The organism is Pseudomonadaceae bacterium SI-3 (assembly GCA_004010935.1).
Classification (GTDB): Bacteria; Pseudomonadota; Gammaproteobacteria; order Pseudomonadales; family Pseudomonadaceae; genus Stutzerimonas.
Window position 1 is genome coordinate 4,154,166 of the sequence record CP026511.1, and the last position, 15,109, is coordinate 4,169,274.

Annotated in this window: 11 protein-coding genes, 1 pseudogene and 1 riboswitch; of the genes and pseudogenes, 8 read left to right on the top strand and 4 right to left on the bottom strand. The window is 59.9% G+C overall.

Annotated elements, in window-relative coordinates; all coding sequences use genetic code 11:
* The first annotated feature begins 23 nt into the window (after positions 1 to 23).
* Positions 24 to 995 carry an IS110 family transposase gene (locus tag C1896_19450; protein ID AZZ46903.1) on the top strand — a complete coding sequence of 324 codons (972 nt, stop codon included), beginning with the start codon at positions 24 to 26 and terminating at the stop codon, positions 993 to 995.
* Positions 996 to 1,036: 41 nt separating this feature from the next.
* Here C1896_19450 and C1896_19455 read toward each other — a convergent pair whose 3' ends face one another.
* Positions 1,037 to 2,917, bottom strand: a complete 1,881-nt coding sequence (locus C1896_19455; protein AZZ46904.1) for a phosphomethylpyrimidine synthase ThiC — start codon at positions 2,915 to 2,917, stop codon at positions 1,037 to 1,039.
* A gap of 103 nt (positions 2,918 to 3,020) precedes the next feature.
* Positions 3,021 to 3,127, bottom strand: a riboswitch (TPP riboswitch).
* A 192-nt stretch (positions 3,128 to 3,319) separates the two neighbouring features.
* Between C1896_19455 and C1896_19460 the strand changes: the two genes are divergently transcribed.
* The gene (locus C1896_19460; protein ID AZZ46905.1) at positions 3,320 to 4,771 is read left to right on the top strand and encodes a channel protein TolC; all 1,452 of its coding nucleotides are present in this window, start codon (positions 3,320 to 3,322) and stop codon (positions 4,769 to 4,771) included.
* A 145-nt stretch (positions 4,772 to 4,916) separates the two neighbouring features.
* Here the strand turns inward: C1896_19460 and C1896_19465 are convergent, their stop codons facing one another.
* Complete coding sequence (locus tag C1896_19465; protein ID AZZ46906.1) at positions 4,917 to 6,185, bottom strand: 3-deoxy-D-manno-octulosonic acid transferase; 1,269 nt, start codon at positions 6,183 to 6,185, stop codon at positions 4,917 to 4,919.
* Positions 6,186 to 6,329: 144 nt separating this feature from the next.
* On the opposite strand from C1896_19465, the gene C1896_19470 reads away from it, so the two are divergent.
* The 4 genes from C1896_19470 (at position 6,330) to C1896_19485 (ending at position 9,639) form a co-directional block, all read left to right on the top strand.
* The gene (locus tag C1896_19470; protein AZZ46907.1) at positions 6,330 to 6,662 is read left to right on the top strand and encodes a multidrug DMT transporter; all 333 of its coding nucleotides are present in this window, start codon (positions 6,330 to 6,332) and stop codon (positions 6,660 to 6,662) included.
* 67 nt (positions 6,663 to 6,729) lie between these two features.
* On the top strand, positions 6,730 to 7,902 hold the full coding sequence (locus tag C1896_19475) for an FAD-dependent oxidoreductase (protein ID AZZ46908.1): 1,173 nt from the start codon (positions 6,730 to 6,732) through the stop codon (positions 7,900 to 7,902).
* Positions 7,902 to 8,714: an aldo/keto reductase gene (locus C1896_19480; protein AZZ46909.1), complete on the top strand. Its 813-nt coding sequence runs from the start codon at positions 7,902 to 7,904 to the stop codon at positions 8,712 to 8,714. The genes C1896_19475 and C1896_19480 overlap by 1 nt, the downstream gene beginning before the upstream one ends.
* Before the next feature lie 37 nt (positions 8,715 to 8,751).
* On the top strand, positions 8,752 to 9,639 hold the full coding sequence (locus C1896_19485) for a metal ABC transporter ATPase (protein AZZ46910.1): 888 nt from the start codon (positions 8,752 to 8,754) through the stop codon (positions 9,637 to 9,639).
* A gap of 49 nt (positions 9,640 to 9,688) precedes the next feature.
* Here the strand turns inward: C1896_19485 and C1896_19490 are convergent, their stop codons facing one another.
* Both C1896_19490 and msbA read right to left on the bottom strand, forming a co-directional pair.
* Positions 9,689 to 11,110, bottom strand: a complete 1,422-nt coding sequence (locus tag C1896_19490) for a bifunctional heptose 7-phosphate kinase/heptose 1-phosphate adenyltransferase (GenBank protein ID AZZ46911.1) — start codon at positions 11,108 to 11,110, stop codon at positions 9,689 to 9,691.
* A 25-nt stretch (positions 11,111 to 11,135) separates the two neighbouring features.
* The gene (gene msbA / locus C1896_19495) at positions 11,136 to 12,944 is read right to left on the bottom strand and encodes a lipid A export permease/ATP-binding protein MsbA (GenBank protein AZZ47745.1); all 1,809 of its coding nucleotides are present in this window, start codon (positions 12,942 to 12,944) and stop codon (positions 11,136 to 11,138) included.
* 160 nt (positions 12,945 to 13,104) lie between these two features.
* Here msbA and C1896_19500 point away from each other — a divergent pair.
* Together C1896_19500 and C1896_19505 are read left to right on the top strand one after the other, a co-directional pair.
* Positions 13,105 to 13,686 (top strand): annotated as a pseudogene (locus C1896_19500) (toluene tolerance protein).
* Between the two features lie 65 nt (positions 13,687 to 13,751).
* Entirely contained in the window at positions 13,752 to 14,987 is a 1,236-nt protein-coding gene (locus tag C1896_19505; protein AZZ46912.1) for an O-antigen ligase domain-containing protein, read from the top strand.
* Positions 14,988 to 15,109: the final 122 nt, after the last annotated feature.

A 15,109-nucleotide genomic window follows, 5' to 3' on the forward strand; every position in this document is an offset into this window, starting at 1 on the left:
CTGAACCAGCAGGAGGAGTTCTTATGCCCAGCGTCATCGGCATCGATATCGCCAAACGCACGTTCGACATCGCCACCCAGCAACCCAATGGCAAGTACCGCACCAAGGCCAAATTGCCAAACGAGGTGGCCGGTTTCGAAGCGCTCCAGCAGTGGCTGCTCAAGCACGCCAATGCCCAAGCCTGGATCGTGATGGAAGCGACCGGCGCTTACCATGAAGCGCTCGCGACCTGGTTTCACGATAAAGGCTATCAGGTCTGCGTGCTCAATCCTGCACAGGTCGCCTATTACGCCCGAAGCCAGCTCCAGCGCGTAAAGACCGACAAAGTCGACGCCAAACTCATCGCTGAGTATGGCGAGCGGCACCAGAGCGATCTGCGGGCCTGGCAGCCTGAGCCTCCCGCCGTCCGGCGCTTGAAAGCATTAGTGCGGCGCTTGGAGGATCTGCAGGAGATCCAACAAATGGAACGCAACCGCCTGGATCTGGCCGACGCTAGTGTGCAGGCTTCAATCTACTCAGTGCTGCACCATGTCGAGCGGCAGATCGGAGAGACGCTCCGTGCGATCCGAGACCACATCGATGATGACCCGGACCTGCGCAACAAACGCGACCTGCTGACCAGCATTGATGGCATCGGCGAGCGTTCCGCAGCCCTGTTGCTGGCTGAGCTGGGCGATCCGTTACGCTTCGCCAGCTCACGCGCGATAACCGCTTATGCCGGGCTGAACCCCCGCCTTCAGGAGTCTGGCTCCTACAAAGGCCAGACGCGCATATCCCGCACAGGATCGTCTCGCTTGAGGGCTGGGCTCTACATGCCGGCGGTCTGCTCGCTCACACACAACCCGGCCATTAGTGCTCTACGCGAGCGTCTGAGTGCAAAAGGAAAATCCGGAAAACAAATCGTCTGTGCAGCGATGCGCAAGCTGCTGCACATCGCCTATGGGGTACTTAAATCGGGCCAGCGTTTCGACCCTCAACTGGCCCTTGCTCGGTAATGGGGAAGACGGTATCTACGACGTAGTGGCCGACCCGGCCGCTACACCTGCTTGTAGATCACCGACCCTTCATCCTTGAAGCGCGAGGATTGCTCCTTAAAGCCCGCCTCGATCGCCTTTTGTTCATCGGTCAGCCCGTTCTGCGCGGCGTACTCCCGGACTTCCTGAGTGATCTTCATCGAGCAGAACTTCGGCCCGCACATGGAGCAGAAATGCGCGACCTTGGCCGAATCCTTCGGCAAAGTCTCGTCGTGGTAACTGCGGGCGGTGTCCGGGTCCAGGCCGAGGTTGAACTGGTCTTCCCAGCGGAATTCGAAGCGTGCCTTGGACAGAGCGTTGTCGCGGATCTGTGCGCCCGGATGCCCCTTGGCGAGGTCCGCAGCATGCGCCGCGATCTTGTAGGTGATGATCCCGGTCTTGACGTCATCCTTGTTCGGCAGGCCCAGGTGCTCCTTCGGCGTGACGTAGCAGAGCATGGCGCAACCAAACCAGCCGATCATGGCCGCACCGATACCGCTGGTGATGTGGTCGTAACCAGGCGCGATGTCGGTGGTCAGCGGGCCGAGGGTATAGAACGGCGCCTCGTCGCAGCACTCAAGCTGCTTGTCCATGTTCTCCTTGATCAACTGCATCGGCACGTGGCCGGGGCCTTCGATCATGCATTGCACGTCATGCTTCCAGGCGATCTTGGTCAGCTCGCCGAGGGTTTCCAGCTCGCCGAACTGGGCTGCATCGTTGGCATCGGCGATGGAGCCCGGGCGCAGGCCATCGCCCAGCGAGAAGCTGACGTCGTAGGCCTTCATGATTTCGCAGATTTCCTCGAAGTGGGTGTAGAGGAAATTCTCCTGGTGATGCGCCAGGCACCACTTGGCCATGATCGAGCCGCCACGGCTGACGATGCCGGTGACGCGTTTGGCCGTCAGCGGCACATAGCGCAGCAGCACGCCAGCGTGGATGGTGAAGTAGTCCACGCCCTGCTCAGCCTGCTCGATCAGCGTGTCGCGGAACAGCTCCCAGGTCAGGTCTTCGGCAACGCCGTTGACCTTTTCCAGCGCCTGGTAGATCGGCACGGTACCGATCGGCACCGGCGAGTTGCGGATGATCCACTCGCGGGTTTCATGGATGTGCTTGCCGGTGGACAGGTCCATTACCGTGTCCGAGCCCCAGCGAATGCCCCAGGTCAGCTTGGCGACTTCTTCTTCGATCGAAGACCCCAGCGCCGAGTTGCCAATGTTGCCGTTGATCTTCACCAGGAAGTTGCGGCCGATGATCATCGGCTCGAGCTCGGTATGGTTAATGTTCGCCGGAATGATGGCGCGGCCGCGTGCCACTTCGTCACGCACGAATTCGGCAGTGATTTCCTTCGGGATCGACGCACCAAAACTCTGCCCGCCGTGCTGCTCGGTGAGCAGGCCGGCCGCGCGCGCTTCCTGCAGCTTCAGGTTTTCGCGAATGGCCACGTATTCCATTTCGGGCGTGATGATGCCCTGACGCGCGTAGTGCATCTGGCTGACGTTCTTGCCCGGCTTGGCGCGGCGCGGGTTACGTACGTGAGCGAAGCGCATCTTGGTCAGCTCGGCATCGGCCAGGCGCTGCTGGCCGAAGTGCGAGGTCAGGCCATCGAGCAGCTCAGTGTCGGCACGGTCGTCAATCCAGGCCGAGCGCACATCGGCCAGGCCTTTGCGCACGTCGATGGTCACGCTCGGATCGGTGTAGGGGCCGGAGGTGTCATAGACCAGAACCGGCGCGTTGATCTCGCCGCCGAAGTCGGTCGGCGTCACGTCGAGACTGATCTCACGCATCGGCACGCGGATGTCCGGGCGGGAGCCTTGGACGTAGATTTTCTGCGAACGCGGGAAAGGCTGGATCGATCCCTGATCGACTTGGGCGGATTCACTCAGGTTTTGTTGTTCTGCACGCATCAGGCTAGCTCCTCGAAAGTTGTCGGAGCGAACCTGAAAAACACGGCGGGAAAAGGGCATCGGGGCGCGCCGGGACTGGCGCCGAGAGAGCTGGCCGAAAGACTGGCGAGCACATCTTGTTCCCTACGCAGGCCTTAACCTGATCAGGTTCAACGGGATCCGGAACTTTCCGATCTCAGCCTTCGCTTCAAGGCACCCCGACAAGAACGGGCCGAGTCTAATCAAGAGTGGCTGGGAATACCATGCCGATGGCAGCCGCCACGACCGCCGGGTCATATCCATCCCCGCCCTCTGATGCTTGATCGCCTCCAACAAGGGCCCGACCACCCTGCTCAAGCGCCTTGACCGTCTGCATGCCCGCGCATAGCCTTGCCCATCACTTCGCTTCAGGGAAAGACGCACATGCTGCGCAGACTCACGTTGGCACTCGCCGTGACCGCCGCCTCGTCCGGGCTGACTTGGGCCGAGACAGCACCTCCACTTTCCGCCCGGACCGACCTAGTTAGCGTCTACCGACAGGCTGTCGAAAACAACGCCGACCTCGCTGCGGCACGCGCGCAATTCAAGGCGATCCAGGAAGTCGTGCCGCAAGCGCGTGCGGGCCTGCTACCGAACCTCAGCGGCGGTGCGGAGCTCAGCAATACCCGCACTGATGTCGATACGTCCATGGGGTCGCGCTCACTGTCCCGCAGCGGCACTGTCTATCAGGCGACCCTCAGCCAGCCGATTTTTCGACCTGAACGCTGGTTCCAGTTGCAGGCGGCCGAAGCCATCAGCGAACAGGCCGCGCTGGAGTACTCGATCGCCGAACAGGACTTGATTCGCCTCACCGCGCAAGCTTACTTCGCCGTGTTACGTGCCCAAGACAATCTGGCCGCAGCCAAGGCCGAAGAGTCGGCCTTTCAACGTCAGCTCGACCAGGCTGACGAGCGCTTCGAAGTTGGTTTGTCCGACCGTACCGATGTGCTCGAAGCTCAGGCGGGTTTCGATACAGCGCGCGCCAACCGACTGCTTACACAACGGCAAGTGGACGATGCGTTCCAGGCGCTGTTCACCCTGACCAACCGTGAGTATCTGGCACTGGAAGGCATCGAGCACAGTTTGCCGGTGCTGCCGCCCATCCCCAATGACGCCAGCGCTTGGGTAAACACCGCCACGCAGCAGAACCTCGACCTGTTGGCCAGTAATCAGGCCGTCAACGCTGCCGAGGAAACGCTGCGCCAGCGTCGTTCTGGGCATGCGCCAACCCTCGACGCGGTGGCGCGCTACAGTAAGGGCGACAACGACAGCCTCGGCTTCACCAACACGGGTAGCGAAGCGGTGACTGGCATCCCCCGCTACACCGGCGACGTTGAGCAGCGCAGCATCGGCCTGCAGCTGAACATCCCGCTATACAGCGGCGGGCTGATCAGCTCCCAGCGCCGCGAAGCCTTCCACCAGCTGACCCAGACCGAGCAACAGCGTGAAAGCTTGCGGCGTCAGGTGGTCGAAACCACGCGCAACCTTTATCGAGCGGTCAATACCGATGTGGAACAGGTGCAGGCACGGCGGCAGTCGATCGTTTCCAACCAGAGCGCCCTGGAGGCGACCGATATCGGCTACCAGGTCGGCACCCGCAACATCGTCGACGTGCTCGACACGCAGCGCCGCCTGTTCGCTTCGGTCCGCGACTACAACAATGCCCGCTACGACTACATCATCGACAGTCTGCGCCTGAAACAGGCGGCCGGAACGCTCAACCCGGGCGACCTGGAAGATCTGCAGCGTTATCTGAAAACCGACTACGACCCGGACACTGACTTCCTGCCGCCAGATCTGTCCGAGAACTTCGCCCGCCCGGTGCGCATCGAGTAGTTGGCATCGCCGGACGGGCTACCGCTACGTTCAGCTGGAAGAAATTCCAAGGATCGTCAGGCCTGCAACGGGCCTGGCGGAACACCACTATTTCTGAGGCAGATTTTCGGTCACCGGGAGCGTTCGCAAACAGGCTGATACCCGGCTAACCGAGTAAAGCCCCAATCCCCTTCAGCAAACGGCCCAACGCGCCCTGATTGTTCTTCAGCACTGTCAAGCCTGCGCTGCGCGCTTGCTCGGCGCGCGAGGGATCGACCCAGAATGCCTCTACTGTAGATGCCAGCTCAGGTGCAGTGCCGACTTCGGCAAGCGCACCGGCATCGCGTAGCTGCGCGGCGATATCGAGAAAGTTGAACAGGTGCGGTCCCGTCAGCACGGGTTTGCCCAATGCGGCAGGCTCCAACAGGTTGTGCCCGCCGGTCGGCACCAGGCTGCCGCCAACAAAAGCAACATCGGCGAGTGCAAACAGAAACAGCAGTTCACCCATGGTGTCGCCAAGTACCACTTGGGTATCGGCCTGCGGCGGCTCCGCTAGCGACCGCCGAACCGTAGCGAAGCCCTGTTTTCGGCACAGCTCATACACCGAGCCGAAGCGCTCCGGATGGCGCGGCACCAGAATCAGCAACGCGTCAGGGTGCTCTGCTAACAGCTGGCGATGGGCAGCCAGCAGAACTTCGTCCTCCCCCGCGTGCGTGCTAGCGCCAATCCAGATCGGCCGGGATGCGGCGCACCATTGCGTACGGAGTTGAGCGGCGCGCTCAGGCAGCGCCGGGTCGATGTTCAGGTCGAACTTGATCGAGCCAGTGACCCGCACGCTGGGCTCACGGGCACCAAGCTGGCGAAAGCGAACGGCCTCGGCTTCGGTCTGCGCCGCGATCAGGCTCAGCTCGGCCAGCATCGGCGCGGTCAGCCGGGCGAAGCGTGCATAGCCGCGTGCCGAGCGCTCGGAGAGCCGAGCATTGGCCAGCGTCACCGGGATGCCGCGACGCGCGCACTGGTGAATGTGGTTAGGCCATAATTCGGTTTCCATCACGACCGCCAGCTTCGGCCGCAGACGCTCTAGAAAGCGCGATGCCGCCCAGGGCAGATCGTAAGGCAGATAGCAGTGCTGCACGGTGTCGCCAAACAACGCCTTGATGCGCTCTGAGCCAGTCGGCGTCATGCAGGTCACGGTGATCGGCAGCTGTGGACAGCGCTCCTTGAGCGCCCGAATCATCGGCGCCGCAGCAATGCTTTCGCCGACCGACACCGCATGCACCCAGATGCCACCCGGCTGAAACTCCGGCAACCCGACAGCGAAGCGCTCGCCGATGCGCGTTCGATAAGCCGGCGCTCGACGGGCGCGCCAAAACAAACGAACCACGATCAGTGGCAAAGCTAGATGAAACAGCAGGGTATAGAGGGCACGATTCATGGGCGCGGAGCTTAGCAAAGGGGCGAATGCAACGGCCACAGCGAAGCGCGAAGCGAAATCCGCTACCGTTGCGCAGAACTTGCCCGTTCCGCGGGAGCCGAATGAACGCAGCGCAGACCGGCACTGCCCGCAACCGGAGACCGTATGACTGGCTATTTCTATCTCGCCATCGCTATCACCGCCGAAGTGATTGCCACCACGTCCATGAAGTCGCTGGCGGGCTTCAGTCGCCCGCTACCGCTGTTTCTGGTGATCGCGGGCTACAGCCTGTCGTTCTGGATGCTTGCCCTGGTGGTCAAGACCATCCCTGTGGGAATCGCCTACGCCATCTGGGCCGGCCTGGGCATCGTCCTGGTAAGCATCGCAGCGGCTGTCATCTACCAACAGAAGCTCGACCTTCCGGCAGTGCTCGGCATGGCGCTGATCGTGGCTGGCGTCGTGGTGATTCAGCTGTTTTCCGGCAGCACGGGACATTAGCCAGATCGGCTGAAGCTGACAGGTGAGCGGTTATACTGCGCGCCTGATTTCTCTATGAGGCCCGCCCATGTCCGATTCACTCAGCACCGATGTTTTGATCGTTGGCGGCGGAGTCGCCGGCCTGTGGCTGAACGCACGCCTGCGCCGGCTGGGCTATTCGACTCTGCTGGTGGACAAAGGCGTGCTCGGCGGCGGGCAGAGCGTCAAGTCACAAGGCATCATCCACGGCGGAACCAAGTACGCATTGAGCGGCGCGCTGACCGGCGCATCCGAAGCCATCGCCGATATGCCGCGACGCTGGCGCGAGGCGCTTGCCGGCAACGGAGAACTGGACCTTTCCGGCGTACGCCTGCTCTCCGACGCGCATTATCTGTGGTCTCCAGGCACGCTGACCGGCAACCTCACCAGCTTCTTTGCCAGCAAAGCCGTCCGCTCACGCGTTGGTCAGGTCAAGGGGAGCGAACTCCCACCAGCGCTGCAGGATCCTCGCTTCAAAGGCAAGGTTTACCGCCTTAGCGAGCTGGTGCTGGATGTCCCTAGCCTGATCCAGCGACTCGCTGAATTATCTGGCCCGGGCCTGCTTAAAGCCGAACGAATCGAGCCACTACGGGAAAACGGCGAACTGACGGGGCTAGTCGTCGACGGTCGCTCGATACGCGCTCAACGCATTGTGCTGACGGCAGGCGCGGGCAATGCCGAACTGCTGAATGCCTTGGGGCTCGCCCAACCGGCGATGCAGAAGCGTCCGTTGCACATGGTCATCGTCAAGGCGCCTACATTGAAGCCGCTTTACGCACATTGCCTTGGCGGCGGCTCCAAACCTCGCATCACTGTCACCAGCCACCCGGCTGAAGATGGTGAATGGGTGTGGTACCTGGGCGGCGATCTGGCCGAAGCGGGCGGGGTGGCGCGCGATGAGGCGGCGCAGATTGCGGCTGCGAAGAAAGAACTGGCCGAGCTGGTGCCTTGGATCGATCTGTCCGCGGCGAAATGGGCAACGCTGCGCATCGATCGAGCTGAGCCGGCGCAATCGGCATTGGCGAGACCGGACAACGCCTTTCTCGCGGAACAGGGCCGTCTGCTGGTTGGCTGGCCGACCAAACTGGCGTTGTCGCCGGATTTCGCTGATCGCGTCGAAGGCGCTTTGGTCCGAGACGGCATCCAACCGCAACCGCTGGCGCCACTGCCTGAACTGCCCCGCCCTGCGATCACCGGGCCATTCTGGGAAGGTTTGGTCTGATGGAAACGACCCTCCATCACCTGCATCGCCCGCTCGGCAGCACCGGCCTGAATGTATCGCCACTGGGCCTGGGCACCGTCAAGCTGGGCCGTGACCAGGGCGTGAAGTACCCCAACGGCTTTCGAATTCCCGACGACGCGCAGGCGCGACAACTGCTTGCTCTAGCACGCGATCTGGGGATCAACCTGATCGACACCGCGCCCGCCTACGGGGTCAGTGAGCAGCGTCTGGGCCCGCTGCTGCAAGGCCAGCGCGACCATTGGGTGGTGGTCAGCAAGGTCGGCGAGGAATTCGCCGACGGTCGTTCGCATTTCGATTTCTCACCAGCCCATACCCGCTTTTCCGTCGAGCGCAGCCTAAAGCGGCTGAAAACCGACCGCATCGACCTGGTACTGGTGCACTCGGACGGGCGCGACCTGGAAATTCTGCAGGACAGTGGCGCTTACGAAACGCTCGCGGAGCTCAAGCGCGAGGGCAAGATCCTCGGCTACGGCCTGTCGGGCAAGACGGTGGAAGGCGGATTGTTCGCCCTTGAGCATGGCGACTGTGCGATGGTCACCTACAACCTCAACGAGCAGGCCGAACGGCCGGTGCTCGACTACGCTCAGGCACACGCCAAGGGCATCCTGGTCAAGAAGGCGCTCGCCAGCGGCCATGTTTGCCTGACGCCAGACGAGGATCCCGTACGGCTCAGCTTCGAGTTGCTGTTCAGCCACCCCGGCGTCGGAGCGGCCATCATTGGCACCATCAACCCGCAACACTTGTCAGATAACGTGCGTACCGCCGCAGCCGTTTTATCCCAACAACAATAAACACGGCCAAACGGCCGCCTACTGCCAGGAGGAGCCGATGCCGCGTGTGCTGATCCGCAAGAATCCCACAGCCTTCAAGACGCTGCCGCTGCTCGTCGAAGCGAGCCCGGAAGGCTTGCGCTACCAAAGCCTCGGACGGCCACTCAATTTCAGCGAGATGTTGGAGCGCCGCCGGCCAGTGACTGTCGATGATCCAAGCCGCTTCAAGGTCGAACTGGCAAACCTAGGCGTCTCGGTACGCCTGACCCTCTGCTGGCAGGGTCAGGAATACTGGGTACTGGTGCGCCAGCAACGCCAGGACCGGGGCGACGTGGTGCTCAAGTTGATCTCTGGCTACGTCCCCGCTCATGAGCTCAGCCTGCCGCTGCTAACCGCGATCCAGGAAGTCGCCGAAGAGTGCTTGATGGAGACGCCTGAAGGTTGGCTCGCGGGGCGCTTCGGTGATACTTGGCTGCCAGCGCCTTATCAGGGCAGCTTGCGCTATCGCGAGGCGGTGCACTTCAACCTCGCCTCGCTTTCCGGCTCGGCCAGACCGATTCAATGTGGCCAGATGACCTTGATGGAGCGGCCGCGCGCCTATGTCCATCTGCCTACTGCTTCGCTGCAGTTGGTCTACGACATGCGCCTTGAGTTGCCGAAGGAAACCCGCGAGCTCAGCCTGTTCCACGTTGACGAACGCCTGGACGACGGCAAGCTCGTCGCAGAGTTATCTCGCAGCAGACCCGATCTCTATCTGGTTCCGCTGCTACAGGGCCGCCCGACCGCCGCGCTGTTCACCTTACGCAAGGGTCAGCCCGTTCCGGCCAGCACGCGCGGGTTGTGGCTGTCGGAAAGTTTTGCCAGCCAGGACGAATGGGTCGTGCGAGAAGAGCGAATCAGCTGGCGTGACTGGATCAAGACCAACACCTTGGCGGCATCCGGTTGAAGTGAAGAGATAGCCTGCCCAGCGAGGTTGGCTGGGCGGTAGGCGCTAGTTATCGCTTGCGGATTTTCTCGACAATGGCCGTGGTAGAGCTGTTCTCTACGAGCCCCAGTACCTTGACCTCACCGCCATAGGCGGTGACCAGGTCCGCGCCCACAACCTGATCGACACCGTAGTCACCGCCCTTGACTAACACATCCGGTTTGACCTCAGCGAGTAGATTCTCCGGTGTGTCTTCTGCGAAGCACACGACCCAATCGACTGCGCCGAGGCCAGCCAGCACCGCCATGCGTCGATCAACCGAGTTGATTGGCCGGCCCGGACCCTTCAGGCGACTCACCGAACCATCATCGTTCACGGCGACGATCAAGCGATCTCCCTGGGCACGCGCCTGCTCCAGATAGGACACATGGCCGGCATGCAGAATGTCGAAACAGCCATTGGTGAAGACGATCTTTTCGCCTTCGGCGCGAGCATCTTCGATCACCGTCAGCAGCTGCTCCAGTGTCATCACACCTCGCTCGGAACCCTGCTCGCGCTGCACCGCGCGGCGCAGTTCCGGGGCACTGATACAAGCGGTTCCAAGCTTGCCGACGACAATGCCGGCGGCGAGATTGGCGAGGGCCACGGCCTGCGGTAATTCCTCGCCTGCAGCTATAGCGGCGGCCAGGGTAGAAATGACAGTGTCGCCAGCACCGGTGACGTCGAACACTTCGCGAGCCCGAGCAGGCAGGTGCAACGGCGAATGCTCCGGACGCAGCAACGTCATGCCATGCTCGCCGCGAGTCACCAGCAGAGCACCGAGCTCAAGGCTGTGCATCAGCTCGGCCCCCTTGGCCACCAGCTCGGCTTCGTCCGTGCAATGTCCAACGATGGCCTCGAACTCGCCGAGATTCGGCGTAATCACCGATGCTCCCCGGTAAATCTCAAAATTCTTTCCCTTGGGATCGGCCAGCACAGGGATACCGCGCTGGCGAGCCGCCTGAATCAATGCCTGGTGGTTGCGCAGCGCGCCCTTGCCGTAATCGGACAGAATCAACACTTTGACGCCGTCCAGCAGCGCCTCGACCTGACTCAGCAACGCGGCGGGATCCGTATCGAAGGGTTCTTCGAAATCCATTCGCAGCAGCTGCTGATGGCGACTCATCACCCGCAGCTTGATGATCGTGGGCTGATGCTCGATGGATTGGAAGTAGGCCCCAATCCCCGCAGCAGTAAGGCTATCGGTCAGGCTCTGCTGCGCCTCGTCGACCCCGGTAACCCCGACCAGCGCCGCCGGCGCACCAAGCGCTGCAATATTCAGCGCAACGTTCGCCGCCCCACCCGGCCGATCCTCGACATGCTCGACCTTGACCACCGGCACCGGCGCCTCAGGCGATATCCGCGAAGTACCGCCATGCCAGTAACGATCGAGCATGACGTCACCGACCACCAAAACGGCGGCTTGGTCGAATCGGGGCATGGATAGTTTCATAAGGGGCTCCGCAGTAAATACCTGATTAATCAATTGTCTCAGCGGGGCCATCCAGACCCAACGCATGGAGCCTGGCGTAATAGCCATTCATTGCGAGTAACTCACCGTGAGAGCCGCGCTCAACAATTCGCCCCTGATCCATTACGAGGATCAAGTCTGCTTTTTCGATGGTGGAAAGCCGATGTGCAATAACCAACGTGGTGCGGCCCTTCATGACCTGATCAAGAGCGGCCTGAATATGCCGCTCAGACTCGGTATCGAGAGCGGAAGTCGCCTCGTCTAGTACCAGCACCGGTGAATCCTTGAGCAGTGCCCGTGCGATCGCAAGCCGTTGACGTTGCCCACCGGAAAGCAATACACCGTTCTCACCAACCTGAGTGTCCAACCCCTGAGGGAGCTGGTCGATGAATTCTTTTGCGTAAGCGGCTTCGACAGCCCGCTCGATATCCTCACGTGGCGCACCCGCGAGATCACCGTACGCAATGTTGTTGGCTACGCTGTCGTTGAACAGGTTGACCTGCTGCGTCACCAAAGCAATATGCCTACGAAGGTTCCGCAGAGTGAAGCGCTCCACATCGACGTCGTCGAGCAGTATCTGCCCATCGCTGTGATGATAAAAACGCGGTATCAGATTAGCCAAAGTCGACTTGCCGCTGCCAGAGCGACCAACGAGTGCGATCATCTGACCGGGACTGGCACTGAAGGAAATATCCTGGAGTACCTGCTTCTGTGTACCAGGGTATGTAAAGCTAAGGCCGCTTACTTGCAACCGCCCGCTAACGCGATCCAGTTCTACAGTACCCTCGTCGAGCTCCGGCGGCTCGTCGAGCTGCTCAAACACGCTTTCTGCGCCAGCCACCCCTTTTTGAACGGTGGAACTGACCTCGGAGAGCTGACGAATTGGCTTCGGAAGCAATCCTGCAGCGGTTATATACGCCACCAAATCACCGGCTGTTGCCTCACCGCGCAGCAGAAGCACCAGAAACAGCAGCACAGCCATCGCGGTGTAAATCACAAGCTGCAACATCGGCGTATAAACCGCGCCCGTCTTGGTCATGCGCAGCTGCTTTTCCGTATTGTCGCTACTAGCCGCTGCGAAACGCGTTGATTCATACGTCTCGCCACCAAAACTGCGAACGACTCGATAGCCCTGAATAGTCTCCGAAGCCACGTGAGTCACGTCGCCCATTGCCACCTGAATTTTGCTGCTCTGTTTACGGAATTTCTTGCTGGCACTGCTAACCATGACCGCAATGACTGGAAGGATTGCCAGCATCACAAGCGTCAACTTCCAGTTCATCCACAACAGATACCCGAACAGAAATACAACTGTTAGGCCCTCACGGATCACAACCTTGATCGCATCGGTAGCGGCGCCAGTCACCATGGTCACGTTGAACGTAATGCGAGAAATCAAATGGCCCGAGTTATGGTTGTCAAAATAAGGGTTCGGCAGCCTAAGCAAGCTGTCGAATAGCGCCATCCGCAAGTCATGGACCAGGCCAAGCGATACCTTCGCCAAGTAAAAGTTACCCAAATAAGAGCCGACGCCCTGCCAAAGTGCGATCAGAACTACAAGCAACGGGACGATTTGCAGCAACTGAAGGTCGCGCAAAAAGGGAACCGTAGGAAACGCAACTGCCTGCGGGTCGGCGAGCCCATCAACAAAATACTTCAGGATTCCGGCAAGCATTGGCTGCGATGAAGCGAAAATGACATAGCCGACGATGCTGAGCGCGAAGTAGCCAACGTACGGCCTTACGTACCCAAGCAGCCGGAGATAGATCTTCAAGCTGGAAGACGACTGAGCTTCGGTTTGATCGATTTTGCTCATCAGCGACTGGATATCCAGAGGTAAAGGCGGCGATTCTAGCATGAGCATTTCAAGCTATTTCGCCCGACAGAAAAGAGCTCAATCACTAGCGGTACCGAAACACGCCTGTCGCTTAGGGTAAACTGCGCTCCGCCAAATACAGCTCGGTGCCGCCCCAGAGATGACCCCGCTTTCCCATGATCAATACCGCACACTGCGTGCTGATGCCCAAGTCATCGAAGCTGACGGGCACGGAGAGAAGGTGTTGCGCTTGGCAGACGGCACGTTCCTCAAACTGTTCCGGCGCAAGCGACTCGTTTCGTCTGCTCTGCTCTACCCCTACGCCAAACGCTTTGCCGATAACATCGAAGCGCTCAAAAGCCGAGGCATCGCCTGCCCGAGCGTGATTGGCGTGTATCGCATCGCAATGCTTCAGCGGGACCTTGTGCACTATGCGCCGCTGCAGGGAAAGACGCTGCGTCAGATAGATGACCCGACCGAACGCCTGGCGTTACGTGCCCGCTTCGGCGCGTTCGTCGCCGAGTTGCACAATAAAGGAATCTATTTCCGCTCACTGCATTTGGGCAATGTCGTTTTGGGTGAAAACGGTGTACTGGGCCTAATTGATATAGCCGACCTTAGCGCAGACAGAAGAACGCTCAGCAAGCGTAAGCGACTACGTAACTTCCGACATATCCTCCGCTATCCAGAAGACAGACACTGGCTAATCGATAACGGCGACCGCGTTTTCTTCGACAGCTATGTCCTTCATGCCAAACCAGCTGTCGCGATGTTCGAGCTAACTCAACTACTTCCAGACCCTCTGTAATGTTTAACCCTTTGACTTCGCGCATCATCATTAGCCCCGAAACTCGAGCCGTGCGAGCATCCCGATGGATCATCCGTCTGGTCCTACCAGTGGGCTGGCTAGCATTGCTAACCGGACTATTTTGGATCGGCGACCGATCACTCTTTCACAAGCTCTATTACGCGCTGATCGCAACTCCTGCTTTGATTTCACTGATAATGCAGCCAACACTTAGCGCCCGGCTGCTACGCCATCCAATTCTGATTGCCTACATCGCATTCGCCAGTTACATGTGTCTTACACTTTTATGGACAGATAGCGATACGTCAGCCCAGTCTCTGATCAAACGGCCGGTCTATGTGCTGGTACTCTTGCTCTCAGCGGCGCTGATGGCTTCGGATCAAGCGCACTTGCTATCAAGAACGTTAAGAGTGGCAGGGGTAGCAGCCGCAATTAGCGGAGCACTTTCATATGGTTATTTCCTATATAGCGGCCACGGCATACTTGGTAACGAGCGGTTCAGTGGATACGGCGCCCTGTACAATCCGCTACTTAGCGCGCATGTCTACGGTTTCTTCGCAGCGTTCTGGCTCGCCTCGTGGTTTGCTGCTCGAGAGAGTTCGGCAGCGCCGCTGATCTGCCTGGCCTTTCTCAGCGTTGTGATTATAGCTACCGGCTCACGCACTCCGCTTCTCGCGCTTTCGACTACTGCATTGTGGCTCTGCATGCTGAACGTGAACCGCCGGAGTCTAATGGTGATTTTGATAGGGCTGATGTTAGGGGCTGTTCTTTTATATCTCTACCCATCGGCAATCATGTCGAGAGGGCTATCTTATCGTCCCGACATTTGGATCGAAGCTCTGAAGCTTGCAAACGAGCAGCCCTTGTTCGGCTATGGCTACGAGCACCAATTATTGCTGGAACTCAAAGGCTCGGATCTTATTTTTAACGACCCCCACAACATTGAGTTGGCGGTGCTGCTAGCGGGTGGACTAGTGGGGCTGGTGCTGTGGACAGTGTTGTACACCATCGCGCTCGTTTACAGCTGGCGCAACCGGAGCAATCCCGCGGTAGTGATTGCTTCGGCGCTGTTGATCTTTGGCTTGGTAGCCGGGCTCACTGAGGGACGCGACTTCCTGTCTCGCCCGAAAGAGCACTGGTTTCTGATTTGGATTCCGCTTGCATTGACCATCAGCGCATGGATCGGCGCGAGCAGTGGAAAGGGTAACGGCCTTGAAAGTTCTCAAAGGGTTTGAGCGGCGCCTGCGCAAAATAATAAAAAACTTGCGGGGACGCCCAGAGATACCGAGATTTTTACGACCCCAGGTACGCTTTCGTGAACGTTATCCAAACTATGAGATAGGTCTGGGAAGTTATG